At 73.7% G+C, this 25959-nt stretch carries 20 protein-coding genes and 1 other RNA gene; 12 read left to right on the top strand and 9 right to left on the bottom strand.

Going from position 1 to position 25959, the window contains the following annotated elements:
• Positions 1–235 precede the first annotated feature (235 nt).
• The gene (locus ACZ4Z1_RS14920) at positions 236–2584 is read left to right on the top strand and encodes a bifunctional glycosyltransferase/CDP-glycerol:glycerophosphate glycerophosphotransferase (RefSeq protein WP_468486979.1); all 2349 of its coding nucleotides are present in this window, start codon (positions 236–238) and stop codon (positions 2582–2584) included.
• Between the two features lie 18 nt (positions 2585–2602).
• Here the strand turns inward: ACZ4Z1_RS14920 and ACZ4Z1_RS14915 are convergent, their stop codons facing one another.
• The 5 genes from ACZ4Z1_RS14915 to ACZ4Z1_RS14895 form a co-directional block, all read right to left on the bottom strand.
• Positions 2603–3586, bottom strand: coding sequence for a class I SAM-dependent methyltransferase (locus ACZ4Z1_RS14915; protein WP_468486978.1), 984 nt, complete (start codon positions 3584–3586; stop codon positions 2603–2605).
• 192 nt (positions 3587–3778) lie between these two features.
• Positions 3779–4660, bottom strand: a complete 882-nt coding sequence (locus ACZ4Z1_RS14910) for a carbohydrate ABC transporter permease (protein WP_468486977.1) — start codon at positions 4658–4660, stop codon at positions 3779–3781.
• The gene (locus ACZ4Z1_RS14905; protein ID WP_468486976.1) at positions 4657–6009 is read right to left on the bottom strand and encodes a carbohydrate ABC transporter permease; all 1353 of its coding nucleotides are present in this window, start codon (positions 6007–6009) and stop codon (positions 4657–4659) included. The genes ACZ4Z1_RS14910 and ACZ4Z1_RS14905 overlap by 4 nt, the downstream gene beginning before the upstream one ends.
• Before the next feature lie 103 nt (positions 6010–6112).
• Positions 6113–7552 (bottom strand): ABC transporter substrate-binding protein, encoded by a 1440-nt coding sequence (locus tag ACZ4Z1_RS14900; RefSeq protein ID WP_468486975.1) that lies wholly within the window; start codon positions 7550–7552, stop codon positions 6113–6115.
• Between the two features lie 210 nt (positions 7553–7762).
• Positions 7763–11158 (bottom strand): FtsK/SpoIIIE domain-containing protein, encoded by a 3396-nt coding sequence (locus tag ACZ4Z1_RS14895; RefSeq protein WP_468486974.1) that lies wholly within the window; start codon positions 11156–11158, stop codon positions 7763–7765.
• 477 nt (positions 11159–11635) lie between these two features.
• Here ACZ4Z1_RS14895 and ACZ4Z1_RS14890 point away from each other — a divergent pair, with 477 nt between their 5' ends.
• From ACZ4Z1_RS14890 to ACZ4Z1_RS14875, 4 genes are all read left to right on the top strand, one after another.
• The gene (locus ACZ4Z1_RS14890; RefSeq protein ID WP_468486973.1) at positions 11636–13360 is read left to right on the top strand and encodes a serine/threonine-protein kinase; all 1725 of its coding nucleotides are present in this window, start codon (positions 11636–11638) and stop codon (positions 13358–13360) included.
• Between the two features lie 209 nt (positions 13361–13569).
• The gene (locus tag ACZ4Z1_RS14885) at positions 13570–14883 is read left to right on the top strand and encodes a serine/threonine-protein kinase (RefSeq protein ID WP_468486972.1); all 1314 of its coding nucleotides are present in this window, start codon (positions 13570–13572) and stop codon (positions 14881–14883) included.
• A 161-nt stretch (positions 14884–15044) separates the two neighbouring features.
• Positions 15045–16157 (top strand): peptide chain release factor 2, encoded by a 1113-nt coding sequence (gene prfB / locus ACZ4Z1_RS14880; RefSeq protein WP_468486971.1) that lies wholly within the window; start codon positions 15045–15047, stop codon positions 16155–16157.
• Positions 16158–16511: 354 nt separating this feature from the next.
• Positions 16512–17423: a hypothetical protein gene (locus ACZ4Z1_RS14875; RefSeq protein ID WP_468486970.1), complete on the top strand. Its 912-nt coding sequence runs from the start codon at positions 16512–16514 to the stop codon at positions 17421–17423.
• A gap of 202 nt (positions 17424–17625) precedes the next feature.
• Here ACZ4Z1_RS14875 and ACZ4Z1_RS14870 read toward each other — a convergent pair whose 3' ends face one another.
• Positions 17626–17814, bottom strand: a complete 189-nt coding sequence (locus ACZ4Z1_RS14870; RefSeq protein WP_468486969.1) for a hypothetical protein — start codon at positions 17812–17814, stop codon at positions 17626–17628.
• A gap of 295 nt (positions 17815–18109) precedes the next feature.
• On the opposite strand from ACZ4Z1_RS14870, the gene ftsE reads away from it, so the two are divergent.
• The 5 genes from ftsE (at position 18110) to ssrA (ending at position 22016) form a co-directional block, all read left to right on the top strand.
• A complete protein-coding gene (gene ftsE, locus ACZ4Z1_RS14865) occupies positions 18110–18799 on the top strand; it encodes a cell division ATP-binding protein FtsE (RefSeq protein ID WP_030025118.1) in 690 nt (229 codons plus the stop codon).
• A 32-nt stretch (positions 18800–18831) separates the two neighbouring features.
• Complete coding sequence (ftsX, locus tag ACZ4Z1_RS14860; protein ID WP_468486968.1) at positions 18832–19743, top strand: permease-like cell division protein FtsX; 912 nt, start codon at positions 18832–18834, stop codon at positions 19741–19743.
• A gap of 67 nt (positions 19744–19810) precedes the next feature.
• Positions 19811–20995, top strand: a complete 1185-nt coding sequence (locus ACZ4Z1_RS14855) for a S41 family peptidase (RefSeq protein WP_468486967.1) — start codon at positions 19811–19813, stop codon at positions 20993–20995.
• Positions 20996–21013: 18 nt separating this feature from the next.
• Complete coding sequence (gene smpB, locus ACZ4Z1_RS14850) at positions 21014–21532, top strand: SsrA-binding protein SmpB (protein WP_468486966.1); 519 nt, start codon at positions 21014–21016, stop codon at positions 21530–21532.
• A 114-nt stretch (positions 21533–21646) separates the two neighbouring features.
• Positions 21647–22016, top strand: a transfer-messenger RNA (tmRNA) gene (ssrA, locus tag ACZ4Z1_RS14845).
• 104 nt (positions 22017–22120) lie between these two features.
• Here the strand turns inward: ssrA and ACZ4Z1_RS14840 are convergent.
• Positions 22121–23416: an MFS transporter gene (locus tag ACZ4Z1_RS14840; protein WP_468486965.1), complete on the bottom strand. Its 1296-nt coding sequence runs from the start codon at positions 23414–23416 to the stop codon at positions 22121–22123.
• Positions 23417–23597: 181 nt separating this feature from the next.
• Here ACZ4Z1_RS14840 and ACZ4Z1_RS14835 point away from each other — a divergent pair, with 181 nt between their 5' ends.
• Together ACZ4Z1_RS14835 and ACZ4Z1_RS14830 are read left to right on the top strand one after the other, a co-directional pair.
• Positions 23598–24563, top strand: coding sequence for a LysR family transcriptional regulator (locus tag ACZ4Z1_RS14835; protein WP_468486964.1), 966 nt, complete (start codon positions 23598–23600; stop codon positions 24561–24563).
• 127 nt (positions 24564–24690) lie between these two features.
• On the top strand, positions 24691–25212 hold the full coding sequence (locus ACZ4Z1_RS14830; protein ID WP_468486963.1) for a DUF4232 domain-containing protein: 522 nt from the start codon (positions 24691–24693) through the stop codon (positions 25210–25212).
• Positions 25213–25294: 82 nt separating this feature from the next.
• Here ACZ4Z1_RS14830 and ACZ4Z1_RS14825 read toward each other — a convergent pair whose 3' ends face one another.
• Positions 25295–25705, bottom strand: coding sequence for a lasso peptide biosynthesis B2 protein (locus tag ACZ4Z1_RS14825; RefSeq protein ID WP_468486962.1), 411 nt, complete (start codon positions 25703–25705; stop codon positions 25295–25297).
• Entirely contained in the window at positions 25702–25959 is a 258-nt protein-coding gene (locus ACZ4Z1_RS14820; RefSeq protein WP_468486961.1) for a lasso peptide biosynthesis PqqD family chaperone, read from the bottom strand. Before ACZ4Z1_RS14820 ends, ACZ4Z1_RS14825 begins: the two co-directional genes overlap by 4 nt.

The raw sequence follows: 25959 nt of genomic DNA, 5'->3' as shown, positions 1-25959 counted from the left end.
ACGGTTGCGTGCGCGCCCCTGCTCCGGGCCATCTTGCCGTCTCGCGCCCCGAGGCCGGGCGCGGGCCCCCGGCTGCCCGCCTTCCGCGGCGCGCGGACCGGCCCCGCCCGGGCGGTGGCGGGGCACCGGCCGTGGGCCGAACGGGTGACAGGCGCGATCGACAGCCCGTAGCGGGGTGGTTACGCTCTGCGTCCATTCGTGTACGCGCGCCGCGCGCCCCGACCTTGGGATGGCCATGCCCCGGTTCAGCGTCATCGTTCCCGCCCGCAGCGTCCAGGGTTTCCTGCGCGCCTGCCTGGACTCCGTACTGGAGCAGTCCCACCGGGACGTGGAGCTGATCGCCGTCGACGACTGCTCGGCGGACGCCACCGGCACGATCATCGACGAGTACGCGCGCCGCGACCCGCGCCTGACCGCCCTGCACCTGCGCCGCCCGAGCGGCGCCGGCCCGTCCCGCAACGCCGGTGCCGCGCTGGCCGGCGGCGACTACCTGCTCTTCCTCGACGGCGACGACACACTGGCCCCCGGCGCGCTGGCCGCTGTCGACGCGCGCCTGCGGGCGTGCGGGGAGCCCGACGTCCTGCTGTGGGACCACGAACGGATGGACGTCTGGGAGCGGCGGCGGCCCAGCGGTGACGGCGCCCTCCTGGCGGCGGCGGGCGACGCGGTCTTCGACGCGGCCCAGCGCCCCGACGTACTCGGCGTCGAGCCCGCCGCGTGGAACCGCGCGGTGCGCCGCGAGCACTGGACCGGCCGGGGGCTCGCCTTCGCCGACGGCCCGTACGAGGACGTCCCGTACGCGTACGAGAGCCTGCTGACCGCCGGGCGCGTCGCGGCGCTGGACCGGGTCTGCGTCACCTGGCGCGAGCGGCGGCGGGGCAGCGCCGTCACCACGCCCGGACACCACCACTTCGTCGCCGTCGAGCGCTACGAGGAGCTGTTCGAACGGCTCGACGGGCTGCTGCCGGGCGACGGGGGCGGCACCGGGGAGGCGGTCGCGGCACAAGACGGCCGGCTGCCGCTGCTGACCGTCCTGCACGCCCGGATGACCGGCCGGCTGCTGGCGATCCTCGACGACCCCGACCGCATCGTGCCCGCCGACCGCGCCGCCTTCTTCCGCGCCGCCAGCCGCTGCATCCGCCGGCACCGCCCGGACGGCGCGCCGCTGCCGGCCGCGCTGCGCTCGTACCGCGCGTACCGGTCGCTGCACGGCGCCCAGGTGCTGCGGCGCGAGGTGGCCAGGGAGCTGCGCGACCGCGGCGAGGCCGCCGCCCGCACGGCCTTCCGGCGCTACTACGGCCTGCGGCTGCACGCCCCGCTCGACGCCGACCTGGTGCTCTACGGCACCCGAGGCAACCGCGCGGTGACCGGCAACCCGTACGCCGTCCACCGCAAGGCCCGCGAGATCGCATCCCAGCTGCACGGCGTCTGGGCCGTCCACGAGGACGCGGTGGACGCCGTCCCGGCGGGTGCCGACCATGTCACCGTCGGCTCCCGCCGCTACTGGGAGCTGCTGGCCCGCGCCACCTACCTGGTCACCGACGGCGACTTCCCCGGCGCGGCCGGGCGGCCGGGGCAGATCTGCCTCCAGACCCACCAGGGCACCCCGCTGGAGGCCACGGGCCTGGACATGCGCCGCCACCCGGGCGCCCCGGCAGGGCCGGGCTCCGGCCGGGCCCTGGAACACGCCGACCAGTGGGACTACTGCCTCTCCGCCAACCAGCACTCCAGCGAGATCTGGGAGCGCGCCTACCCCAGCTCGTACGAGACGCTGGCCACCGGCTTCCCCCGCAACGACCGGTACGCCACCGCCACCGCGGCCGACGTGCGCGCGGTGCGGGCCGCGCTCGGCGTCCGGCCCGGCGCGACCGCCGTCCTGTACGCGCCCGCCCACCGCGGCCTCCCGGCCGGCGCCGCCCCGCCGCTGGACGTGGCCCGCCTGGCCGCCGCGCTCGGCCCGCGCTTCCAGCTCCTGGTCCGCGCCCACCCGTACGGCGGCCAGCCGTACAGCGACCGCCCGCACGGCGACCGTCCGCACCCGAGTGCGCCGGACCCGCGGACGGCCGCCCTCCAGGAGGACGGCACGGTCCTGGACGTCTCCGGACACCCGCACATCGAGGACCTGTGCCTGGCCGCCGACGCGCTGCTGTGCGACTTCTCCTCCGTGCTGTTCGACTTCGCGAACCTGGACCGGCCGATCGTCGTGCACACCGCCGGCTGGGACGCCTTCCGGCTCACCCGCGGCGTCTACGTCGACCTGCTGTCCGGGCGGCCCGGCGACACCCCGGGCGTCCTCGCGCTGGACGAGGCGGCCATCGCCGGGGCCTTCCACTCGGGGCGCTGGGACGGTCCGGCGGCGGCGTCGCTGCGGGCCGCCTTCCGGGACCGTTTCTGCCAGTACGACGACGGGGTGGCCGCGGAGCGGGTGGTGCGCCGGGTCCTCCTCGGCGAGGACGACCTGCTGCCCCTGCTGCCGTCCGCGGAACGCCGCACCGCGCCCTCACCCCGGGCCGCCGAACGGGCCGTGGCCCGGCAGGAGGGCGCCACGCGCACCCTCACGGGCCCCGGCGCGGTCGTCGGGTGACAGGCGGGCCGGCGGCCCTCAGCGGCCCGCCGAGCGGCGGCGGGCGGCGACGACGGCCTTGGTGATGAACGGCGGCAGGACGTTCACCGCGAGGCGGCGCGCCGGGCTGCGGCGCGGGCGGGCGGCCGCCGGACGGGACGCGGCGGCGCGGGCGGGAGCCTGCGGCCCGGAGGAGGCGGAGGCCGTGGCAGCGGTGGCAGCCGGGGTGCCGTTCCGCGCTGCTTCCGTACGGTGCCGGGAGACCGGGTGCGCGGGCTCCTCGGCACCCTTGGCGCTCAGCCGTATCAGCGGTGCCCCGTTGACCTCCTGCACCTCGTGCCACATGCCCTCGCGGCCGGTCAGCCAGGCCAGCAGCGCGGCCTGTACGGGCGCGGGGTCGCCCCACGTGCCGTAGAACTTGGTCGGCGTGATGCAGACCGGGCGCAGTGCCTGGCCGGTGACCGCCTGCCAGGTGGCGGCGGCCACCCCGGGGCAGTGCTCGGCGCGGAAGTCGTCGAGGACGACGATGCCCTGGGGCGTGAGCAGGTCGCGCACCGTGACGATGTCGCCGTGCACGTGCTCGTACAGGTGCGAGGCGTCGATGTGCGCGAAGCGGCAGCTGCCCGGCTCGACGTGGTGCGCGACGCTGGAGCTGAGGCCCTGCACGATCTCGGGCAGCTCGTCGTGGAAGGAGAGGTAGTTCGCCTCGAAGGCGCGGCGGGTCAGCGTGGCGTAGGACTTGGCCATCTCCTGGGAGTTGGAGGCGTCCTCGGCGGGCGAGTCGAACAGGTCGCAGACCGTGAAGCGGTCCCCGGGGCGCAGCCGGGCGCCCATGAAGATGGCGCTCTTGCCCAGGTACGCGCCGAGTTCGAGGAGGTCGCCCGGCTCGGCCCGCTCCTGCTGGCGGGCCAGGAACCAGTCGAAGAGCAGCTGGTCGGCGGTGAAGAACCAGCCCTTGACGTCGGACAGCCGCCCGGGGCGCGGGAGTTGTCCGTCACTGAGGTCTGCGGTGCGGGCAGTCATGTGCGGTCCGTCTCCAGACGGTCGAGGGGGCGGGGCCCGGTCGCGGGCAGCGGAGGGCCCGTGCGGCGGCCTGCGTCGTGCCCGTCATCGTGGGGCAGCGACGTGAACGGAAAGTGGCGTACGGCACAGCGTTCCCTTACGTCACCGCGCCCGTTCCCGTACCCCCTGCGCACCCGTCGGGCGCCGCGGTGCTCACTTCACCGCGCCCGCCATCACGCCGGAGACGAACTGCCGCTGGAAGGCGAAGAAGACGGCCAGCGGGACCACCATCGACAGGAACGCGCCGGGCGCCAGCACGTCGATGTTGTTGCCGAACTGCCGCACCTCCTGCTGGAGCGCGACCGTGATCGGCGGGTTGCCGCTGTCCGCGAAGATCAGCGCGACCAGCAGGTCGTTCCACACCCACAGGAACTGGAAGATGCCCAGTGAGGCGATGGCGGGCCCGCCCAGCGGCAGTACCACCCGGGTGAACAGGCGTATCTCGTTGGCGCCGTCCAGCCGGGCCGCCTCCAGCAGTTCGCGCGGGATCTCGGCGAAGAAGTTGCGCAGCAGGAACACCGCGAAGGGCAGGCCGAAAGCGGTGTGGAAGAGGATCACGCCGGGCGTCGTCTCGAACAGTCCGACCGCGCCGAACAGCTTGGCCACCGGGATGAGCGCGACCTGCACGGGGACCACCAGCAGGCCGACGACGACCATGAACCACGCGTCGCGGCCGGGGAAGTCCATCCAGGCGAACGCGTACCCGGCCAGCGCCCCGATGATCACCACCAGCACCGTCGCCGGCACCGTGATCAGCGCGGTGGTCAGCAGTGAGTCCATCACCTTGTCGTTCTCCAGGAGATGGCCGTAACTGGACCAGGTCAGCTCCGCCGGCTCGGCGAAGACCTGCCACCAGCCGGACTCGGCGATGTCCTGCGGCGAGCGCAGCGAGGACACCAGCAGGCCGATCGTCGGCATCAGCCAGAACAGCCCGGTCAGGATCAGTACGACCCGCAGGACGCCGCCGCCCGTGCGGGCCGCGATCCGGGCGGGCAGGGACTGCTTGGCCCGTACGGCACCGTCGGCGGTCGTCATCGCCCGCGCTCCTTCCGTAGGCGCCGGAGATTGACGTACATCACCGGCAGTACGAGCAGCAGCAGGAACACCGCGATGGCGCTGCCGATGCCCTGGTCCACATCCGTGCCGAAGGACGACTGGAAGAGCTGGAGCGCGAGCACGTTGGCGTCCTTGAGACTGGAGCCCGGCGCGATGATGTAGACCAAGTCGAAGATCTTCAGCACGTTGATCATGAGCGTGACCAGCACGACGATCAGGACGGGCGCCAGCAGCGGCACCGTCACCCGGCGGAAGACCTGCCACTCGTTGGCGCCGTCCACCCGCGCCGCCTCCAGCAGTTCGCGCGGCATCCCGGCCAGGCCCGCCGCGATCAGCACCATCGCGAACCCGGCCCACATCCACACGTACGCGCCGATGATGGCCGGGGTGACCAGGGCCGGGCCGAGCCAGTTCACGCCGTTGTACGCCTCGGCGAAGTTCGCCGCCGGCAGCCGCAGCAGGGCGCCGTCCGCCGCGGCGGGCAGCGTGAACCGCCCGTCAGGGCCGGTGGTGGTGCTCGCCACGGTCCGGCCGTTCCTGACCGCCTCGACCGTCAGGCCGGGCAGGCCCTTCTCGGAGCGGTCGACGATGTTCGGAGTGCCGCCGCCACCGCGGGTGAAGTCCAGCCAGACGGTGCCGGTGACCTTGCCCGGCTCCGGGCGCGCGGCGGTCGCCGGGCGGGCGCCGCCCAGGTCGCCGGGCTGTACGGCCACCAGGGGCAGGTTCGCCGGGTCGCCCGCCCGCGCCGGCTTCGCGGTGGTGTACGCGCCGCCGGACGCCGTCAGTCCGGCGCTGGGCCGCGGCTTGGCGCCCGGGTACGGCGCGGGCTCCGCGAAGGTGTCATGGACGCCCACCCACACGGCGTTGGCGACGCCGCGCTCCGGGTCCTGGTCGTACACCAGCCGGAAGATGATGCCCGCGGCCAGCATCGAGATCGCCATCGGCATGAAGACGACCAGCTTGAAGGCGGTGCCCCAGCGGACCCGTTCGGTCAGCACCGCGAAGATCAGGCCGAGGGCGGTGGCCACGGTCGGGGCCACCACGACCCAGATGACGTTGTTCTTCAGCGCGATGCGGATGCGCTCGTCGGTGAAGAGCTCGCCGTAGTTGCCCAGGCCCACGAACCCGTCACCGGACGCGTCGAACAGGCTCCGGTAGACCGAGAAGCCGATGGGGTAGACGACCAGCGCCCCGAGCAGGACGAAGGCGGGCAGCAGGAAGACGGCGGCGACCCAGGGGCGGGTGCCCGCCACACTCTTGACCCGGCGCAGCGTGCCGGTGCGCGGACGGACCGGGCCGGCCGGCCCGCCCGCGGTCGCAGCGTTCATGGTGGTGTCCCCCGGTCGATGCGGTCGGCGGCGGTGCGCACGGTGGGTGCGCTGCGCGGCGGCGGGCCGGCGCGGCCCACCGCCGTACGGAAGGCTCCGGGTCTCAGCTGCCGAACGCCTTGGCGGCGTCCTGCTCCAGCTTCTTCTGGGTGCCCGCGATGTCCTTGGGGTTCTTCAGGAAGTCCTGGAGGTCCTTCCACTCGCCCTGGCCCGGCTTGCCGCCGAAGCTCGCCGGCGCCTGGTCGGACATGTCGAAGCGGAAGTCGTCGCCCGCCTTGATCAGCGCCTGGGCGATCTCGCGCATCGTGTCGTTGACGTACGCGGCCTGGTCCAGCTCCTTGTTGGGGGAGACGAAGCCGCCGGCCTGCGCCCAGATCTTCGCGGCGTCCGTGGAGGCGAGGAAGGTGAGCAGCGCCTGCGCGCCCTTGGTGTCCTTCAGGGCCACCGCCGCGTCACCGCCGGTCACCACCGGCGACTTGGCGCCGACCGCGGGGAACGGGAAGACCTTGGCGTCCGTGCCGACCTTGGACTTGGTCTGCGCGATGTTGGTGGCGGCGTAGTCCGCGGAGGAGACCATGGCGGCCTTCGGCTGGTCGCCGCTGAAGGTCTGGGTGACCGACGTGGGGAACTGGGTCTGCAGCGCGCCGCCGGCGCCGCCGGACAGCAGGCCCGGCTTGCCGAAGAGCTGACCGAGTGCGCTCAGCGCGTTCTTGACGGACGGATCGGTCCACTTGATCTTGTGCTGGGCCAGCTGGTCGTACTTCTCCGGGCCGGCCTGGGAGAGGTAGACGTTCTCGAACCAGTCGGTCAGCGTCCAGCCGTCCGCGCCGCCCACCGACACCGGCTCCACCCCGGAGTCGGAGATGGTCTGCGCGGTCTTCAGGAAGTCCGCCCAGGTCTTCGGCTCGCCCACCCCGGCGTTCTCGAACGCCTTGGTGTTGTACCAGATCAGCGACTTGTTGCTGGCCTTGTAGTACACGCCGTACTCGGTGCCGTCGTACGCGCCCAGTTTCCGCCAGCCCGGCGAGAAGTTCTTGGCCAGCTGCCCCTTGGCCTCGGGCCCCAGCGGCTTGAGCCAGCCCTTGCGGGCGAACTCCCGCAACACGCCGACCTGCGGCGGGAACGCCACGTCCGGCTGCCCGCCGCCGGCGATCTTCGAGCCGATGAAGCCGGCCATGTCGTCGCCGCTGGGGATGTAGTCGACGGTCGCGCCGGTGCGCCGCTCGAACTCCTCCAGCACCTTCAGGAAGCTCGCCCGCTCCGGGCCGGTCCACACCGCCGCGACCTGGAGCTTCTGGCCGGTCAGCTGGGGGAGCTGGACGGAGACGCCGCCGCTGCCCTTGCCGCCGCCCTCGCCCTTGTCCCCGCCGCCGTTGCCGCCGTTGCCGCTGCAGGCGGTCAGCGTCAGGGCGCCCGCTGCGGCAAGTGCCAGGGCGGCGCGGGCCGTTGCCGTGGTGCGGGTGCGGGCGGCCGCCGTGCTGCCCGCCGTGCGGCCGGTGGTCGCGGTGCGCGCGCCGGCGCGCCGTGTGCGTGAAGTGCCCATCCCCGTAAGCCCCTCCCGTCGGTGCACTGAGCGCCGTGCGGCGGTCCGCGCCGTGCGACGGTCCGCCGGGCACAGTCCTACGCCCGGATCACCGGCCCCGCAATACCGCCTCCCGCCCCAACTGGCCTTTCGTGACCGGCCCGTTACCCCTCGCGTACACCTCACGATCGCGCCACGCGCGACCCGTCACCGGGGCCCGGGCACCGGTTCTCAGAGCAGCGGCGGGGCGGCGGGCGCGCCGGCGGACTGGGCGGCCCGCTGCAAGGCGCTGGCCAGCAGGGCCAGGTCGGTCGGCCCGTTGCCCAGCTCGCGCAGCGGGCGGCGGGCCGGCGGATCGCCCATCCGCTCCCATTCCAGCGGGACGACCGTGGGGCGGAGCGTGGACGTACGGGGTATCCGCCCGGTCACCCGGCCGGCCTGGAACGGCGTGACGGAGGCGTCCGCCGTACGGTGCAGCCGTCCGCGCCCCGGCGGCACCGGCTCGGCCGCGTCCGCCACCGGGCCCAGCTCCACGCGCAGTCCGGCCGCGCGGTCCGTGGCCGTCTCGGCCGTACGGTCCGGGTGGCCGGTGGCCGCTATCAGATGCACACCGAGCGCCGCGCCGTCCCGCGCCACCGCCTCCAGCGCGCGCACCACCGAACCGGCCGCCGGGCGGCCCGTACTGCCCAGGGCCGGGGAGACCAACGCGTCGAAGTCGTCGACCAGCACGAACAGCCGGGACATCGGCTCTGCCTGCGGCGCCCGCCCCTCGGGGCCGGGCCCGGGAGCGCTGCGCGCCCGCAGCCGCAAGGTGCCCGTCGAGGTGGTGTCCGGCTCGGCGGCGGAGGAGCCGGACGGGCCCTCGGACGGGCGCCGGGGTGCCGGGGTACGCGGCGCCGGGAGGTGCTCGGCCCGCCACTCGGCGAAGTCCGCGCCGGCCAGCGTCTCGGCGCGCCGCTTCAGCTCGGAGCTGAGCGCCTGCGCGAACTGCCGCATCCGCACCGGGTCGGAGGCCGTCAGATGGGTGGTCACGTGCGGCAGTTCCGTGCACGCCCGCAGGCCCTCGCCGCGCTCCGGGCCCGCGCCGTCCACCAGGACCAGGGAGAGCAGGTCCGGGCGGTCGGCGGCGGCGAGCGAGGCGGCCAGCGAGCGCAGCAGCTCCGTCTTGCCGCTGCCCGGGCCGCCGGTCACCAGCAGGTGGCAGGCGTCGGCCGCCGGGTCGGCGCAGAGCGGACCGTGCGGGCCCGCGCCCAGCACGGCGGCGGCGCCCGCCCGGCCGGGGTCCGCGGCGGCGGCCCAGCGGACCAGCAGCGACGCCGGGGTGGCCCGCGCCAGGCCCAGCTCGTCCAGCAGCCGGGAGGTGTCCGGCAGCGGTACGGCCGCACTGCGTGCCGGGCGCCCGCCGAGGCCGGCGCCCGTGTCGGCCTCGCGCAGCGGCGCGAGGGCGCGCGCGAACCGCTCGGCCCAGGCGCCGGAGACCGCGTCGACCGCGGCGACCGTGCCGTTCGGACCCGTGCCGGGCTGCACGACGCGCAGCGCTGTGGCGACGTCACCGCTCAGCACGGCGACCGCGCCGCACTCGCCGAACGCGGGCGACGCCGTACGCGCGGCCTCGTACGTCGAGGCCAGCGGGAAGGCCGGGGTGGCGGCGGGCGTCTCGGCCAGGCACAGCACATGGATGCCGGCCGCCGGGCCGCTCGCCGCGAGCCGGGCCGTCGTCTCGCGCAGCGCGGAAGAGCCGGGGTCGCCGTCCACGATCAGGAGGGTGTACGGGCCGTTGTAGCGCGCGGCGGCGGAGGCGACGGCGGAGCGGTCGGCACCGGCCCAGTGCGGGCCCAGCGGTCCGTCGTCCAGGCGGCGCGCCAGCTCCGCCGTACGGGCCGTCGCCTGCTCCTTCTCGTACGCGAGCAGCAGCCGGCAGTCCTGGGCGTGGGCCGGGCGCACCTGCGGGAGCCAGCCGAGCCAGGACCAGTCGGCCAGCCGGTCCTCCAGGGAGCGCGCCCGGTCCGTGCTGATCAGCACGATCTCCAGGATGGCGGGGGAGTGCAGGGCGGCGAGCTGCGCGACGGTGGCGCGGGCGAGGCCGCCGAGCCGGGCGCGCGGCCCGGCGAGCCCCAGGGCGCCCGCCTTGCGCAGCTCGACCGTCACCGGCGCGGCGGACCGGCCGCCGTCCTGCGCTACCGTGCCGAGCCGGACGGTGAGCGCGTCCGGGTGGTCGGGGCCGCGCTCCCAGAGCCGGGGCCCGGGGCCGAGCGCGGTCAGGAGCACCGTCGCCGGGTCGGGCCACCGCTCGTCGGCCGCCTCGGGGCTCAGCCGCTCGCCGATGGGCTCGTACGCCTGGTCCGCCGCTCCGAAGGCCACGGCCTGCGACTGCCGCTGCTGCTCCTGCCACACGGTCGGCGCGGGGGCGGGGCCGGTCCCGGAGCGCTCGGCGGCGGGCCGGGCGCCGGTCAGCCGGCGGGCCCAGGCCCCGATGCCGCCCCGGCGCGCGGCCTTGGCGGCCGCCTCTTCCCGGCGCGGGTCGTGGTCCCCGGCAGGGGCGAGGTCCTGCCCGCCTCCGTGGGTCTGATCCGAGCCGGCGGCGTCCGGGTCGTACGGCTCGTAGCGCTCCTGCGGGCTGCCGGGGTACGGGGTGCCGCGCAGCGGGGTGCCGCGGCGCGCCGGGCTGTCGTACCCGGCGGGCAGCTCCTCCTGCGGCCGGGGGGCGTCGTACGGGGAAGGGGAGCGGTACGCGGACGCGTCGCCGTACGGGGACGGGGTGTACGGGCCGGTGGCGTGCGCCGTGACGCCCTGGGCGGCCGGGGGAACGGCGGGGGAGGCCTGGTGCGGCACCGCGGGACGGCGGGCGTCCCGGTCGTGCGCGGCGGACCGCGCGCCGGGGACGGTGGGCGCTCCGGGACGCTCGCCTCCCGGGGCCGCGTCCTGCTGGGAGACGCGCAGCCGGCCCTCGCCGTCGGGGGCGCACACCAGGGCCGGGTCGGGCTCGGCGGGTGCGGCCTGGAGGCGCAGCGCGGACTCGCCGATGCGCAGCAGCGCGCCGGGCGGCAGCGGCACCGGCCGCTCGCCGACCTCGGCGCCGCCGACGGCCGTCCCGTTGGTCGAGCGGAGGTCGGCGACCAGCACCGAGCCGTCCGGCTCGACCGTCACCGCGCAGTGCAGCCGGGAGACGTCCGGGTCGTCGAGGGGCACGTCCGCCTCGGCGGAGCGGCCGACGCGGATGGCGCCGCCCTGGCCGCCGTGCAGCAGGTGGACCCCGCCGGCGTCGGGCCCGGAGACGACCCGCAGCCGGGGCGCGCCGTGCGGCAGGCCGTGCGCCGGGGCGGGGCCGGGGGCGCCGAGGGAGAGCACCGCGCCGTCGATCAGCGGGGGCTCGCCGACGGCCGCGCGCTGCGGATCCAGCCGCTCGCCGCCCGCGTACAGCACGACGGGGCCGCCGGCGCCGGACGCGCCGGCACCGCCCTTGCCGCTGCCGCTGCTGCCGATGTCCGCGCCGGACCCGGCCACGGCGGCCGCGAGGCCGCTCGCGACCGTGGCGAGCGCCGTCCCGGCGGGGGCCGTGACGAGGACGTCGCAGGCCCGCGTGGGGTGGCCGCTGCGCGGCCCGAGGACGGTCAGCCGGATCTGCATCGCCGTCAGCGGTCCCTTCCGCCCGGACGGTTCGGCGGGGGCCCCGTGACCTCCCCCGCCGCGCCCGGGCACTCGGCACGTACAAGTCCCAAGGCGCGAGGATCGTGCTCCCGCGCCGCACGCGCGCGACGGAGACCCCGTACCCCCACCGCTTCCGTGCTGGGTGCATCCTCGCACCTGCCACTGACAACACGCCCGCCGACCATCACCCAGTGATCTTGATTGATCATCCCCGGGCGGAAAACCGCCTGACCGGGTACAGGGAACGGCCTGTTTTCGATCATCGGCGTTCGCTGTTCGGCCTGACGTGGACACCGATCCCGGTCCGCCCGCAACCATCCGTCCACAATGCGCGTCTTTCCCCCAAGCCCCGCCCGATCGTCCCGCCGTACGGCCCGTACGGCGGCACTACAGTGGGGCGACGGGCCGCTGCGACCCACCGGCCCGGCAAGGATCGATCACGACCAGGGAGCGCACGTGCGGCCGGTAGGCAGCAAGTACCTGCTTGAGGAGCCGCTGGGACGCGGCGCCACGGGCACCGTCTGGCGTGCCCGTCAGAGGGAGACGGCGGGCGCCGAGGCCTCGGTGGCCGGGGAGCCGGGCGAGACGGTTGCGATCAAGGTCCTCAAGGAGGAGCTGGCGCACGACGCGGACGTCGTGATGCGCTTCCTGCGGGAGCGGTCCGTCCTGCTGCGGCTGACCCACCCGAACATCGTGCGCACCCGCGACCTGGTCGTCGAGGGTGATCTGCTCGCCCTGGTCATGGACCTCGTCGACGGCCCCGACCTGCACCGCTACCTCCGCGACAACGGCCCCTTCAGCCCTGTCGCCGCGTCCCTGCTGACCGCCCAGATCGCCGACGCGCTGGCCGCCAGCCACGCCGACGGCGTGGTGCACCGTGACCTGAAGCCCGCCAACGTCCTGCTCCAGGGGACCGGCGAGGGCGACACCGCCGAGCTGCACCCGATGCTCACCGACTTCGGCATCGCGCGCCTCGCGGACTCGCCCGGACTGACCCGCACCCACGAGTTCGTCGGGACCCCCGCCTACGTGGCGCCGGAGTCCGCCGAGGGCCGCCCGCAGACCTCCGCCGTGGACATCTACGGCGCCGGCATCCTGCTGTACGAGCTGGTCACCGGCCGCCCGCCGTTCGGCGGCGCCAGCGCCCTCGAAGTGCTGCACCGTCACCTCAGCGAGGAGCCGCGCCGTCCCTCCACCGTCCCCGAGCCGCTGTGGACGGTCATAGAGCGCTGTCTGAGCAAGGAGCCCGGCGAGCGGCCCAGCGCCGAGAACCTGGCCCGCGCGCTGCGCACGGTCGCCGCCGGCGTCGGCGTGCACGCGACCCCGGCGCAGGCCGAGGCCGCGCTCGGCGTCGCCGCGCTGCTCGCGCCGGACCCGTCCCCCGCCACGGTGCCCGGCACAGGCACCGGCGGTTCGGGCGACGCCGACCCCACCCAGGTGCTGCCGTCGACCGGCGGCTCGTACGATCCGGCCGCGGCGACCAGCGTGCTGCCGTCCACCAACGGCCAGGGCGGCCAGGGCGGGCCGGGCGGCCCGGACGCCGACCCCACCCAGGTGCTCGCCTCCGGCCCCGGCGGCCAGGGACAGGACGGCCAGGGGTACGGGCAGGGCGGCGCCGACCCGACCCGTGCGCTGCCCCCCGTACCGCCCGGCGGTCAGCCCGAGGGGCCGCACCCGTGGGAGTCCCAGATGCGGGCCGCCCGGGACCGCAACGAGCAGACGCAGTACCTGGACCCCGGCCAGGACCCGCTGCGCCGCCGCCCGCAGCGGCAGCCCGCTCAGCCGCAGCAGCCCCCGCAGCGTCCTCAGCAGCCGCCGCAGTACCAGCAGCAGGCCCCCGCTCCCTACCAGCCGCCGCAGCGCCGGCCCCAGCAGGCGCCGCGCCGGCAGCAGCCGCCGCCCCAGCGCTACGAGCCCGAGCGGCCGCCGGAGCGGGAGCCCCGGCCGCGCCGCGAGCCCCGGCAGCGCAGCGCCAACCCGATGCGCATCCCGGGCCTGGGCTGTCTGAAGGGCTGCCTGTTCGTGCTGGTGATCCTCTTCGTCGGCGGCTGGGCGGTCTGGGAGTTCTCCCCGCTCCAGGAGTGGATCGGTACGACCAAGGGCTACTTCGAACAGATCGGCGACGTCATCGGCAGTGTCCGGGACTTCTTCAAGGACGTCGGCACCTGGTTCAACAAGTGACGCCCGGTCGCTGCGGCGTCGTGTGACGTCCGGCCCGTGGCGTCCGGCACGGTGACTGAGGGGATTTGTCGACTTCCAGCGGGCGATTTCCCCCACAGAAGTGACAGCCGTGCCCATCCTGGGCACGGAACCCCCCGGCACCCGCGTAGCTTTGACGCCACCTTCAGCCCCCTGAGGACGCTCAGCGGGCCCGACACGTCGGAGCAGTCTTGGCACGGAAGATCGGCAGCCGGTACACCGCCCACCAGATCCTTGGCCGCGGCAGTGCCGGCACGGTATGGCTCGGCGACGGACCCGAGGGGGCCGTCGCCATCAAGCTGCTGCGCGAGGACCTCGCCGCCGACCAGGAACTGGTCGGCCGCTTCGTCCAGGAGCGCGCGGCGCTGCTCGGCCTGGACCACCCGCACGTCGTCGGCGTGCGCGACCTGGTGGTCGACGGCAACGACCTCGCCCTGGTCATGGACCTCGTACGCGGCACGGACCTGCGCACCCGCCTGGAGCGGGAGCGCCGGCTCGCCCCGGAGGCCGCCGTCGCCATCGCCGCCGACGTGGCCGACGGCCTCGCCGTCGCGCACAAGGCCGGCGTCGTGCACCGCGACGTCAAGCCCGAGAACGTCCTGCTGGACATGCAGGGACCGCTCGGGCCCGGCGGCGCGCACCCCGCGCTGCTCACCGACTTCGGCATCGCCCGCCTCGTCGACACGCCCCGGCACACCCGGGCCACCAAGGTGATCGGCACACCCGACTACCTCGCGCCCGAGATCATCGAGGGCCTGCCGCCGCGCGCGTCCGTCGACGTGTACGCGCTCGCCACGGTGCTGTACGAGATGCTCGCCGGCTTCACCCCCTTCGGCGGCGGCCACCCCGGCGCGGTGCTGCGCCGCCACGTCACCGAGGCCGTCGCGCCGCTGCCCGGCATCCCCGACGAGCTGTGGCAGCTGCTCCTGCAGTGCCTGGCCAAGGCACCCGCCTCCCGGCTGCGCGCCCCCGAACTGGCCGCCCGGCTGCGCGAGATCCTGCCGGGCCTGGCGGGCCACCCGCCGCTGGACATCGACGAGCCCGACGGCGACCAGTCCGCCGAGGAGTCCGAGGAGAGCGCCACCGGCCCGTACGCGTCCGGTGCCGCCGCCTCAGGGCCGGGCCCGTACGACGAGGCCCTCTACCCGCCGGTCGCGCCGGGCGGCTCCCGGCCGCGCGGCGCCGTGCCGCTCGTCCACGGCTCGGCCGCCCCCGACTCCAACCGCGAGACGCACACGAGCATGCGCGTCCCGGGCCCGGACGAGCTGGCGGGCGGCGCGCACGGCACGGCCCGCGCCCCGCGCGCCGCCGGCGAGCCCCGGGCGGGCTCGGCCCGGCACCGCGAGGCGGTGCGCCGCCGCCGGGTGAAGCTGGGCCTGGCCGCAGCGGCGGTGGTCGCCGCCGCCGGCCTCGGCGGCTGGTTCGCCTCTCAGCACGGCGACTCCGGGGACGCCAGGCCGGGCGTCCAGCACTCCGACGCGACGACCCCGCGGCCCGCGCCCTGACCCCCGGCCGCCCCGGCCCCCCCCGCCGGCCGGGGCGGAGCCCGCACCACCGGTCCCGGACGCCGCCCCGCACCGCGCCTCGCATGCCTCCGCGCGCCGCCGCCCAGGGAGCGGCGCGAGGCTCGGGGCACGCAGACGGCGGCAGCCGTTAGGCTGGGTGCGTGGCAGTCGTCGATGTATCCGAAGAGCTGAAGTCCCTCTCCTCGACCATGGGGTCGATCGAGGCCGTCCTGGACCTCGACAAGATGAGGGCCGATATCGCCGCGCTTGAGGAGCAGGCCGCGGCGCCGTCCCTCTGGGACGACCCGGAGAGCGCGCAGAAGATCACCAGCCGGCTGTCCTATCTCCAGGGCCAGCTGCGCCGGGCCGAGGAGCTGCGCGGCCGGGTCGACGACGTCGGTGTGCTCTTCGAGCTCGCCGAGGCCGAGGGGGACGACGAGACCCGCGCCGAGGCCGAGAGCGAGCTGGCCGACGTCCGCAAGGCCGTCGACGAGCTGGAGGTGCGCACCCTCCTGTCGGGCGAGTACGACTCCCGCGAGGCCGTCGTCAACATCCGTGCCGAGGCCGGCGGCGTGGACGCCGCCGACTTCGCCGAGAAGCTCCAGCGCATGTACCTGCGCTGGGCCGAGCGGCACGGCTACAAGACCGAGCTGTACGAGACCTCGTACGCCGAAGAGGCCGGCATCAAGTCGACCACCTTCGCCGTCCAGGTGCCGTACGCCTACGGCACGCTCTCCGTCGAGCAGGGCACCCACCGCCTGGTGCGTATCTCGCCCTTCGACAACCAGGGCCGCCGCCAGACGTCCTTCGCGGGCGTCGAGGTGCTGCCGGTGGTCGAGCAGACCGACCACATCGAGATCGACGAGTCCGAGCTGCGCGTGGACGTGTACCGCTCCTCCGGCCCCGGCGGCCAGGGCGTCAACACGACCGACTCCGCGGTGCGCCTGACGCACATCCCGACCGGCATCGTCGTCTCCTGCCAGAACGAGCGCTCGCAGATCCAGAACAAGGCGACCGCGATGAACGTCCTCCAGGCGAAGCTGCTCGAACGCCGCCGCCAGGAGGAGCAGGCCAAGATGGACGCGCTCAAGGGCGACGGCGGCAATTCCTGGGGCAACCAGATGCGGTCGTACGTGCTGCACCCTTACCAGATGGTCAAGGACCTGCGCACCGAGTTCGAGGTCGGCAACCCGCAGTCCGTGCTCGACGGTGACATCGACGGCTTCCTGGAGGCGGGCATCCGCTGGCGCAAGCAGCAGGAGCAGGGGAAGTAAGCCGCGGCAAAAGGCCGTATGGATTTTCTCTGGATTTTCTGTGAAACAACTGCCGCTTTTTGAGCGGCAGTTGTTTTTTGCTGCCGTCCGGCCATGTGGCAATTTGGTCACAGTCATACGTCCATGGACCCCGCAACTCCTCTCAATTCGGTCATCGCGCCTTTATTTGACCTTGACGATGATGTGAGAACTGGGAAGGGTGGTACGCGGCATGCGTATGTCTGGGGCGTGCGTGTGAACGGGGATCTGAGTGCAACGGCCGCAGGGCGGTACCGCGACTCGCCTACCCGGGTCGGCCGCTGCCCCGAACAGCGATGCTCCCATGACGAGTAGAGCTACTGGGGGTAGCAGTACATGACGAAGAAGACGCGGCTGCGCGTAGCGCGCATTGCGGCCGGTGCGGTGATCGCGGCCGGTGCGTCGCTCACCGCCGCCGGCGCCGCCTCGGCGGTCGGCACCGAGCAGACGGTCGGTGCTCCGGACGAGGGCGGTTTCCTCGGCGGGATTTTCGGCGGCCTGACCTCCGGTGGCAGTGACACCGGCGGCAGCGAGATCGGTGGCAGTGAGACCGGTGGCAGCGAGACCGGCGGTCAGTCGGGCAGCCAGACCGGTGGCAACGAGACCGGCGGTAACGAGACCGGTGGCCAGTCGGGCAGCCAGACCGGTGGCAACGAGACCGGTGGCAGCCAGAGCGGTGGCCAGTCGGGCAGCCAGACCGGCGGTAACGAGACCGGTGGCCAGTCGGGCAGCCAGACCGGTGGCAACGAGACCGGTGGCAGCCAGAGCGGCGGTCAGTCGGGCAGCCAGACCGGCGGTAACGAGACCGGTGGCCAGTCCGGCAGCCAGACCGGTGGCAACGAGACCGGTGGCAGCCAGAGCGGCGGTCAGTCGGGCAGCCAGACCGGCGGCAGCCAGAACGGCGGCCAGAGCGGCAGCCAGACCGGCGGCAGTGACTCCGGCGGCTCGGACGACACCAGCGGCAGCACCTCGAACGGCAGCACCTCCGGTGGCAGCGACGACGGCACCGGTACCGGCACCGACAACGAGGGCAGCAAGCCGATCGAGCAGCCCGGCGAGGGCAACGAGCAGATCGTGAACACCCCGGGCCAGCCGCAGCAGCAGGCCAAGGGCGGCGAGCTCGCGGAGACCGGTGCCTCCGGCACCACCTTCCTGCTCGTCGGCGCGGCGACGATGATCGCCGGTGGCATCGGCTTCCGCCTGATGCCGCGCCTGATCAACAAGAACGGCGGCGCGGCCGCGGCCTGACACCAGGCCCCGCCCCGCACCCGGGGCAGCGCATGACGAAGGGCCCGGAGCGCGAGCAGCGCTCCGGGCCCTTCGGTGTTCTCTTCTGCCTTCGGTGCGCCGAACGCCACGTCACCGTGCGCCGCGTGCTCGTACGGCACCAGGTGAACGGTGACCCTCCGTACCCGGAGCGTCACGCCGGCCCCGGCTCTCCGGGGCCGTCTCAGGCGGCCTGGTGTATCAGCATCGCCAGCGCTACCAGCGCCACCAGCAGTGCCACCACGGCCGCGGGCGTCACCTGGCCGAACGGCCCGTTCTCCTGCAGCCGTTCCCTGCTGGCCCGGCACACGGGGCAGCGGCCCTCGTTCACAGGGGCCGCGCAGTTGGCGCACACCAGCCGGTCGTACGTCATGCGACCTCCTCCTCAACCGCTGCAACGCGCAAGGGACCACGTTGGTTCCCTCTACCACTGTGCCAGCTCGTCGGCGGAACGGCGCGCCCCGGTCGGCTTCCGGCCTTTTCGGCGGCACCGCCCGGGTCCACGGGCCGGAATGTGTTCGTTTTGTCCCCGTAGATGCCGTGAATAAACGCACCAACCCCGAACGGCGACTGCGCCTTCGCGCGAGACTCGCGTATGGTCACGCTCACCGACGGGAGCCGCGACAGGGGCATCCCGTGCCGCTACCCAGGTCGACCGTGGTGCATCAGTGATCCGATTCGACAACGTCTCCAAGACCTACCCGAAGCAGAACCGCCCCGCCCTCAGGGATGTTTCCCTGGAGATCGAGCGCGGCGAGTTCGTCTTCCTGGTGGGCTCCTCGGGCTCCGGTAAGTCCACCTTCCTGCGACTGCTCCTGCGGGAGGAGCGCGCCAGCCATGGCGCCGTGCACGTACTGGGCAAGGACCTCGCGAAGCTGTCCAACTGGAAGGTGCCGCAGATGCGGCGCCAGGTGGGCACCGTCTTCCAGGACTTCCGGCTGCTCCCCAACAAGACGGTGGGACAGAACGTCGCCTTCGCCCTCGAAGTCATCGGCAAGCCGCGCGGCCAGATCCGCAAGACGGTCCCCGAGGTGCTCGACCTCGTCGGCCTCGGCGGCAAGGACGACCGGATGCCGGGCGAACTGTCCGGTGGTGAGCAGCAGCGCGTCGCCATCGCGCGGGCGTTCGTCAACCGCCCCCTGCTGCTCATCGCGGACGAGCCCACCGGCAACCTCGACCCGCAGACCTCGGTCGGCATCATGAAGCTGCTGGACCGGATCAACCGGACCGGTACGACGGTGGTCATGGCCACCCACGACCAGCAGATCGTCGACCAGATGCGCAAGCGCGTCATGGAACTAGAAAAGGGCCGGCTCGTGCGTGACCAGTCGCGCGGCGTGTACGGCTACCAGCACTAAGCGTGTACGGCCCCCAGCACTGAAAGGACGCCATGCGCGCCCAGTTCGTCCTGTCGGAGATCGGCGTCGGTCTCCGCCGGAATCTCACGATGACCTTCGCGGTCATCGTCTCCGTCGCCCTCTCCCTCGGCCTGTTCGGCGCCTCGCTGCTGATGCGCGACCAGGTCAGCACGATGAAGGGCTACTGGTACGACAAGGTCAACGTCTCCATCTTCTTCTGCAACAAGAACGACGCCGAGACGGGGGCCAACTGCGCCAAGGGCGCGGCCACCGAGCAGCAGAAGAACGACATCAAGGCCGAGCTGGACCGGCTGCCGATCGTGCAGAACGTGCAGTACGAGTCCAGCGACCAGGCGTACAAGCACTACAAGGAGCAGTTCGGCGACACGCCCGTGGCGGGCCTGGTCACCCCCGACCAGCTGCCGGAGTCCTTCCGGGTCAAGCTCAAGGACCCCACCAAGTACGAAGTGATCAAGTCGGCGTTCTCCGAGCGGCCGGGCGTCCAGGAGGTGCAGGACCAGCGCGACACCATCGAGCCGCTGTTCAACCTCCTCAACGGCATGAACATCGCCGCGCTGGTGGTGATGGCGCTGATGCTGGTGGTGGCGCTGATGCTGATCGTCAACACCGTGCGGGTGTCGGCGTTCAGCCGGCGGCGGGAAACCGGGATCATGCGCCTGGTGGGCGCGTCCAGTTTCTACATCCAGATGCCGTTCATCCTGGAGGCGGCCATCGCGGGCCTGCTGGGAGCGGTGTTCGCGTGTGTGCTGATCGTCGGCGGCAAGTGGGTGCTGATCAACAACTGGCTGGCCACGAAGATCCTGGTCATCAAGTTCATTGGCTGGGATTCGGTCGTGGCGGTGCTGCCGCTGGTGCTGCTGATCGGCCTGTTGATGCCGGCGCTCGCCGCGTTCTTCGCGCTCCGTAAGTACCTCAAGGTGTGACGTATGCCAAGGGCGCCGTACGGTCAACTCCCCGTACGGCGCTTCTTTCTGTCCTACACTCACCGGCATGACGGGCCCGTGTTTGTTCGTCCGGCCCCGCCGCAGCCGCCGCGGGGCGGCCCTGACGTTGGTCTTCGTGAGCGTGCTGGCGACCGGCGCGGCGGCGGGCACCTGGAAGGAGACCGGGCACCCGGCGGGCGACGGGCAGGCGTCCGGACGTACGGCCGCCGCGGCGGGCCACGTCCACCGGCCGGCGCGTGCGGGGTCGTACCCGGCCGGCTCCGGCGCGGCGGACGACGTCGTCAGCCGCAGCGGTGACCGCTGGTCCACGGCCTTCTCGGCCCGCGAGTACGAGGACTTCCAGCGCGAGCTGGACGGCGAGTACGTCGGCGTGGGCCTGTGGCTGCGGCAGGCGGCGGACGGCCGCGTCCTGGTCTCCCGGGTACGGCCCGGCAGCCCCGCGGCGGAGGCCGGCCTGCGCCCCGGCGACGACCTGCGCGCGGTGGACGGCGTGGCCTCACGGGGCAGCCAGGTCACCGAAGTCGTGGCGCGGCTGCGCGGCGACACCGGAGCGGCCGCCGACAGCCCGGAGCCGGGTGCCGGCAGCAGCGTCGCCCTGGAGGTGCGGCGCGGCACGCGGCAGTGGACCGAGACCCTGCGCCGCGCCCGCCTGCGGGACCAGAACGTGACCACCGACCGCCCCGACGGCCCGGACGGGCCCACCCGCATCCGGGTCGGCGCCTTCAGCAGCGGTACGGGCGAGGAGATCCGCCGGGCGGTGCGCGCCGCCTCCCCGCGCGGCGGCGTGCTGCTCGACCTGCGGGGCAACACCGGTGGCCTGGTGAGCGAGGCGGTCACCGCCGCCTCCGCCTTCCTGGACGGCGGCCTGGTCGCCACGTACGACGTCCGCGGCAGCCAGCGCGCCCTGTACGCGAAGGACGGCGGCAACACGCAGATCCCCCTCGCGGTGCTCGTGGACGGCGGCACGATGAGCGCCGGAGAGCTGCTGGCCGGGGCGCTCCAGGACCGTGGCCGCGCGGTCCTCGTCGGCACGCCGACCTTCGGCAAGGGCTCGGTCCAGCTGCCCAGCGAGCAGCCGGACGGCTCGGTGGCCGAGCTGACCGTCGGCCACTACCGCACACCGTCGGGCCGCACGGTCGACGACCGCGGCATCACCCCGGACCTGGTCGCCGAGGACGACGCCCCGGCCCGTGCCCGCACGGTATTGAGTGGCCTCGGGGGCGGGGCGTAGTGCGAAAATGGCTTCACTATGACCAAGACGTCTAAGGCGAACAAGAAGAACAACAAGAAGGACGACGGTACCGGCCGCAAGCTCATCGCCCAGCACAAGAAGGCGCGGCACGACTACCTCATCCTGGACACGTACGAGTGCGGGCTGGTGCTGACCGGCACGGAGGTCAAGTCGCTGCGCCAGGGGCGGGCGTCCCTGGTGGACGGCTTCGTGCAGATCGACCGCGGCGAGGCGTGGCTGCACAACGTGCACATCCCGGAGTACGCCCAGGGCACGTGGACCAACCACAGCGCGCGCCGCAAGCGCAAGCTGCTGCTGCACCGCCTGGAGATCGACAAGCTGGAGTCGAAGTCCCAGGAGACCAGCCACACGATCGTGCCGCTGTCGCTGTACTTCAAGAACGGCCGCGCGAAGGTCGAGATCGCGCTCGCCAAGGGCAAGAAGGAGTACGACAAGCGGCAGACGCTGCGCGAGCAGCAGGACCGCCGCGAGGCGCACCGGGCGATCTCGGCGGCCAAGCGGCGCGAGCGGGCCTGAGCAACGGGCCGGTCCGCCGTCCGGGCGGAATACGCTGGCATCGTCGCGCGTTGGTCACGTACGATGGGCTACGCACCGCACGCCGGTGCAGGCACCACCTTGATAAAACAACATGGGGATGATCGGTTTCGACAGCGGATGTCGAAGCAGGGGAAGCGAGCCGAGGAAGCGGCAATGATCTCGTAAACCATATGTCGCAAAAAATAATCGCCAACACCAAGCGCGATTCCTTCGCCCTCGCTGCCTAAGTAGCGACCTGCGAAGTGTCAGCCCGGGGGTGTTCCCGACCCGGATCCTGGCATCAGCTAGGGAACTAAACTTCTAGGTCCGGTCACGGGGCCTAGGAGGAAATCACACAGTGACTGAGCCCGTCGGAGACTTGTCCGCGAGATCTCCGGGGCCGAGAAAATCGCAGCGGACTGCGCTCGGAGAAGCCCTGTTTCCGCACCGTTGGACGCGGGTTCGATTCCCGCCATCTCCACTCGACGGAGAACCGGAGGCCCCGGCCCCCGGACCCGTCACCCCATGTGAGGCGAAGGCCCCGCTGCTCAGGCAGCGGGGCCTTCGTCGTGCTGCCGCCGCCCCTGGTCACGCCGGCCGCCGGGCGGCCCGTACGGCGTACGCGGTGACGGCCGCGGCCAGGGCCAGGGCGGCCGCCGTGGCGGGCACGGTGTAGCCCGCGGCGGTTCCCTCCGGCAGGTGCTGCACGGCCCGGCCGCCGCCCGCCGAGCCCGCCGCGATGCCGGTCAGCAGCGCGGTGACGGCCAGGGTCATGCCCTCGTTCAGACGGCCCGCCGGGACCCGCGACTGGATCAGGCCCATGCCGGTGACCATGGTCGGCGCCGTGGCCATCCCCGCGAGCAGCAGCGCCGCCGCCAGGAGGAGCCCGCCGCCCGCGCTCACGGCCGTGAACGGCAGCCACATCAGCGCGGCCATGGCGGCGACACACCGTACGAAGCGGCGGTCCGCCGGTCCGTCCGGGCGCAGCACCCCGTACAGCAGGCCCGCCGCACAGGAACCGGCCGCCTGGAGGGCGAGCAGCGCGCCCGCCACGGCGCGCTGCCCGTGCGCGTCCGTGAAGCCGATCGTGACGACCTCCAGCGAGCCGAAGACCGCGCCGGTGGCGAGGAAGGTCAGCAGCAGGGGCAGGAGCGAGAACACGAGCCGCCCGGCGCCGCGGCGGGCGGTCGCGGGGGCGGCCGGCGGCTCGGTGCGCCGCTGGGCGGCGAACAGCAGCACACCGGTCAGCAGCAGGACCGCGCCGGTCAGCGTGCCCGCCTCCGGGAAGAGCCCGGTGCACAGGAAGGCCGCCAGCACCGGCCCGAGCATGAAGCACACCTCGTCGGCCGCCTGCTCGAAGGAGTTGGCGGTGTGCAGCGCGCCCGGGTCGTCCCGCAGGAGGTGGGCCCAGCGGGCGCGTGCCATGCCGCCGGTGTTCGGCGTGGTCGCGGTGCAGGTGTACGCGGCGAACAGCGTCCAGGCCGGTGCGTCCAGGTGGACGCAGAGGGCCAGGGCCAGCGAGCCGAGGGCGGCCAGTGCCGTCGCGGGGACGGCGACCCTGGCCTGCCCGTACCGGTCGACCAGCCGCGCCGTCCACGGCCCGGCGACCGCCGTCGCCGCCAGCCCGGTCGCGGTGACCGCGCCGGCCAGCGCGTACGAGCCGCGCGATCCGGCGATCATCAGGATCGCGCTGACGCTGAACATGCCCATGGGCAGCCGGGCGAGGAGGTTGGCGGCGGTGAACGCGCGGGCGCCGGGGAGGGCGAAGATCCGTCCGTACGGTCCGAGTACGCGGCGGAGCGTGGCGGGGGGCCGGCGGCGGACGGGTGGGGCGGGTCGGACGGGCGGGGCGGTCACGGGGCGGGAGGCGAGAAAGAGGATCACGTAACTACGGTCGCGGTGCGGGGTGTTCCGCGTCCAACACCGGAATCGCGCGCATTCACGCGTTCTTGTTGTGAATGCGGTCGGCGCGTCCGGGGGCCGTGCGCGCCGGTGCCGCGGTGTGCCGGTGCCCTGGGAACGCCGGCGCGTTCGGGCCCGCGCGCGCCGGTGGCACGATGTGCGCGTGTCCCGAGATCTTGACCCGCGCCTGCTCCGCGCCTTCACCGCCGTCGCCGACGAGCTGCACTTCACCCGCGCCGCGGCCCGGCTCTACGTCGCCCAGCAGGCGCTCAGCCGCGACATCCGGCGGCTGGAACGGGAGGTGGGCGCGGACCTCTTCGACCGTACGACGCGCCGGGTCGGCCTCACGGAGGCCGGCGCCCGGCTGCTCCCGTACGCGCGTCGCGTGCTGGCCGCCCACGACGACCTGGCCGCCGCCTTCCTCGCCGCCGACGACCGGCCTCTTCTGGTCGATGTCGGTGTTCCCATCGGCACGGCGCACACCGTCCTGGAGGAGGCCCGCCGCCTCGCCCCCGCGTGCGAACTCGTCGCGCGCTACCACAGCGGTCTGACCGGCGCGGCGGCCGAACTCGCCGCCGGGCGGCTGGACGTGTCCTTCGGGCGCGTCGCCGGCCTGCCCCCGGCCGTCCGGGCCCGCCTGGAACACCTGCCCGTACGGTACGAGCCGATGGCCGTCCTGCTGGACGCGGCCCACCCCCTGGCGGCCCGTCGCGTCGTGCCCCTGGCCGCCCTCGCGGGCGAGACCCTCTACGCCGGGGCCGGGAACGAGCACACCGCCGAGTGGACCGACCTCGCCGCCCGCCTCTTCGCCGGGCGGGGCATCGCGATGGCGGCGCCGTTTCCGGAGATAGAGGGGTCGGCGGAGTTCATGCGCGTGGTGCGCAAGCAGGGCTGGTCGGTGCTGGCCGGCGTCGAGTTCATCGACGTGCCGGGGATGGTGCTGCGGCCGGTCGTCGATCCGGTGCCGCTCTCGCCGATATCCATGGTGTGGCGGCGTGGGCTGCGCCATGCAGGACTGGACGCGTTGCGGGCGGCGTGCCAGGGGCTGGCGGCGGAGCGTGAGTGGCTGCGGTGGCCGGAGGGCGCGGTGTGGTTGCCGGAGGTGGACATGGCGTTGATGGGGCGTTGACGGGGGACGGGTGAGGGCGGGGGCGCATGATGAGCGGCGGCCGAATTTCTGCCGTATAAGCAACCTATAAGCGTTGGAATCCCTCCCTATGGGCGGCAAGAACCGTAGCCGGACAATAGGGGGTCCCGTGCGCAAGCGCCCGCTGACCGTGGCGGCCCTGGCCGTGCTCGCCCTGAGCGGTGGCCTGGTCGCCTGTGACGAACCGCGTGTCGACGCGCTGCACGCGAGCTGTACGACCAAGGACCTGACGTGGAAGGTCACGGTGCTGAAGAAGAAGCCGCGCAGTACGCACCGGGAGGGGCGGCTGTCGGCGGTCAACACCGGGGCGCGCGAGTGCGTCTTCCGGGGATTTCCGGGATTCTCGGTGCACGTCGGGAAGGGGCCGGAGGCGGGTGGCGTGGGGCACGGCCGTGCTCGCGCGGTGAACTTGCCCAACGGTACGGGGGTGGTGGTCGACCTGCGCTACCGGGACGCGTCGCGTGGGCATCCCGCCCCGGGGGACTGCCTGGTGACTGACGGGGTTGCCGAGGTCATGGCGCCGCGGGACACCAAGGGGACGCGGGTGCGGGTATGGGACGAGAGCGGGCGGCGGGCACGGTTGGACGTGTGCGACAGCGCTATACGGATGGGGCCGCCGCGTAAAGCTTGACCGGTGCGCCTCTGGTCCGGTGGGCGGGGAGGCTGCTTCCCCGCCGTCGCGGCGGGAATTTTGACCGCTTCGGTGTCCGGCCTCAGCGGGGAACCGACAACAGCGGGTGATACAGCCGTGTGTCGTCCGGCTCGCCCACGGGCCGGCCATCGACCGCCACCCAGGCGTGGGCGCGGAACGGCTCCGTGCGGACGCCGGTGCACCACTGGGGCCAGCGGCCGCGCAGGCGGCACAACAGGGCGGTGGCCACGGAGCGTTGCAGGCAGCCGTTGCCGGCGCAGCGCATGCTCACGGTGACGACGGCGTGCCGCGCGCGGGCGGCCTCCGGTTCGGTGGCCGGGTGGGCGCCTCGCCGTACGGTTTCCAGCGCGCGGCAGAGTGTGCGCGGGGAGCGGCGCGTCAAAAGGCGCGCCACGGCGACGCAGGTCAGGGCGGCACAGCGCTCTGTGAAGGGCAGGCGTGTGCGGGCGCCGACGGAGACGGGGACGCTCACGAGGTCACCAGTTTCGCCGACTTGAGAGATTCCAGCAGGGCGATGGCGTCCGCGCCCACCCGGTCCGCTGCCGAGGGGTGGCGGTTGCGCAGTTCGTCGGCGGCCGATGCGCAGGTGCCGCCTGCCAAGAGGTGTTCCAGGACGAACGCGCCGGTGTTGTTCATCTGCCAGTAGCGGCCCGTACGGGCGTTGAGCAGCACCATGCCTCCAGGGGTGCGCACGCTGCTGACATGGGGGGCGAGGGCGAACGCCAT

It is taken from the genome of Streptomyces sp. NPDC030165, from assembly GCF_055573595.1.
This window is presented reverse-complemented; position numbering and strand designations above follow the sequence as displayed.

Excerpts from the sequence above, each read along its gene's own strand:
- ftsX (WP_468486968.1), top strand. The coding sequence starts at position 18,832 with ATGCGCGCCCAGTTCGTCCTGTCGGAGATCGGCGTCGGTCTCCGCCGG.
- ACZ4Z1_RS14910 (WP_468486977.1), bottom strand. The coding sequence starts at position 4,660 with ATGACGACCGCCGACGGTGCCGTACGGGCCAAGCAGTCCCTGCCCGCC.
- ACZ4Z1_RS14895 (WP_468486974.1), bottom strand. The coding sequence starts at position 11,158 with ATGCAGATCCGGCTGACCGTCCTCGGGCCGCGCAGCGGCCACCCCACG.
- ACZ4Z1_RS14915 (WP_468486978.1), bottom strand. The coding sequence starts at position 3,586 with ATGACTGCCCGCACCGCAGACCTCAGTGACGGACAACTCCCGCGCCCC.
- ACZ4Z1_RS14920 (WP_468486979.1), top strand. The coding sequence starts at position 236 with ATGCCCCGGTTCAGCGTCATCGTTCCCGCCCGCAGCGTCCAGGGTTTC.
- ACZ4Z1_RS14905 (WP_468486976.1), bottom strand. The coding sequence starts at position 6,009 with ATGAACGCTGCGACCGCGGGCGGGCCGGCCGGCCCGGTCCGTCCGCGC.
- smpB (WP_468486966.1), top strand. The coding sequence starts at position 21,014 with ATGACCAAGACGTCTAAGGCGAACAAGAAGAACAACAAGAAGGACGAC.
- ACZ4Z1_RS14855 (WP_468486967.1), top strand. The coding sequence starts at position 19,811 with ATGACGGGCCCGTGTTTGTTCGTCCGGCCCCGCCGCAGCCGCCGCGGG.
- ACZ4Z1_RS14900 (WP_468486975.1), bottom strand. The coding sequence starts at position 7,552 with ATGGGCACTTCACGCACACGGCGCGCCGGCGCGCGCACCGCGACCACC.
- ACZ4Z1_RS14820 (WP_468486961.1), bottom strand. The coding sequence starts at position 25,959 with ATGGCGTTCGCCCTCGCCCCCCATGTCAGCAGCGTGCGCACCCCTGGA.
- ACZ4Z1_RS14870 (WP_468486969.1), bottom strand. The coding sequence starts at position 17,814 with ATGACGTACGACCGGCTGGTGTGCGCCAACTGCGCGGCCCCTGTGAAC.
- ACZ4Z1_RS14875 (WP_468486970.1), top strand. The coding sequence starts at position 16,512 with ATGACGAAGAAGACGCGGCTGCGCGTAGCGCGCATTGCGGCCGGTGCG.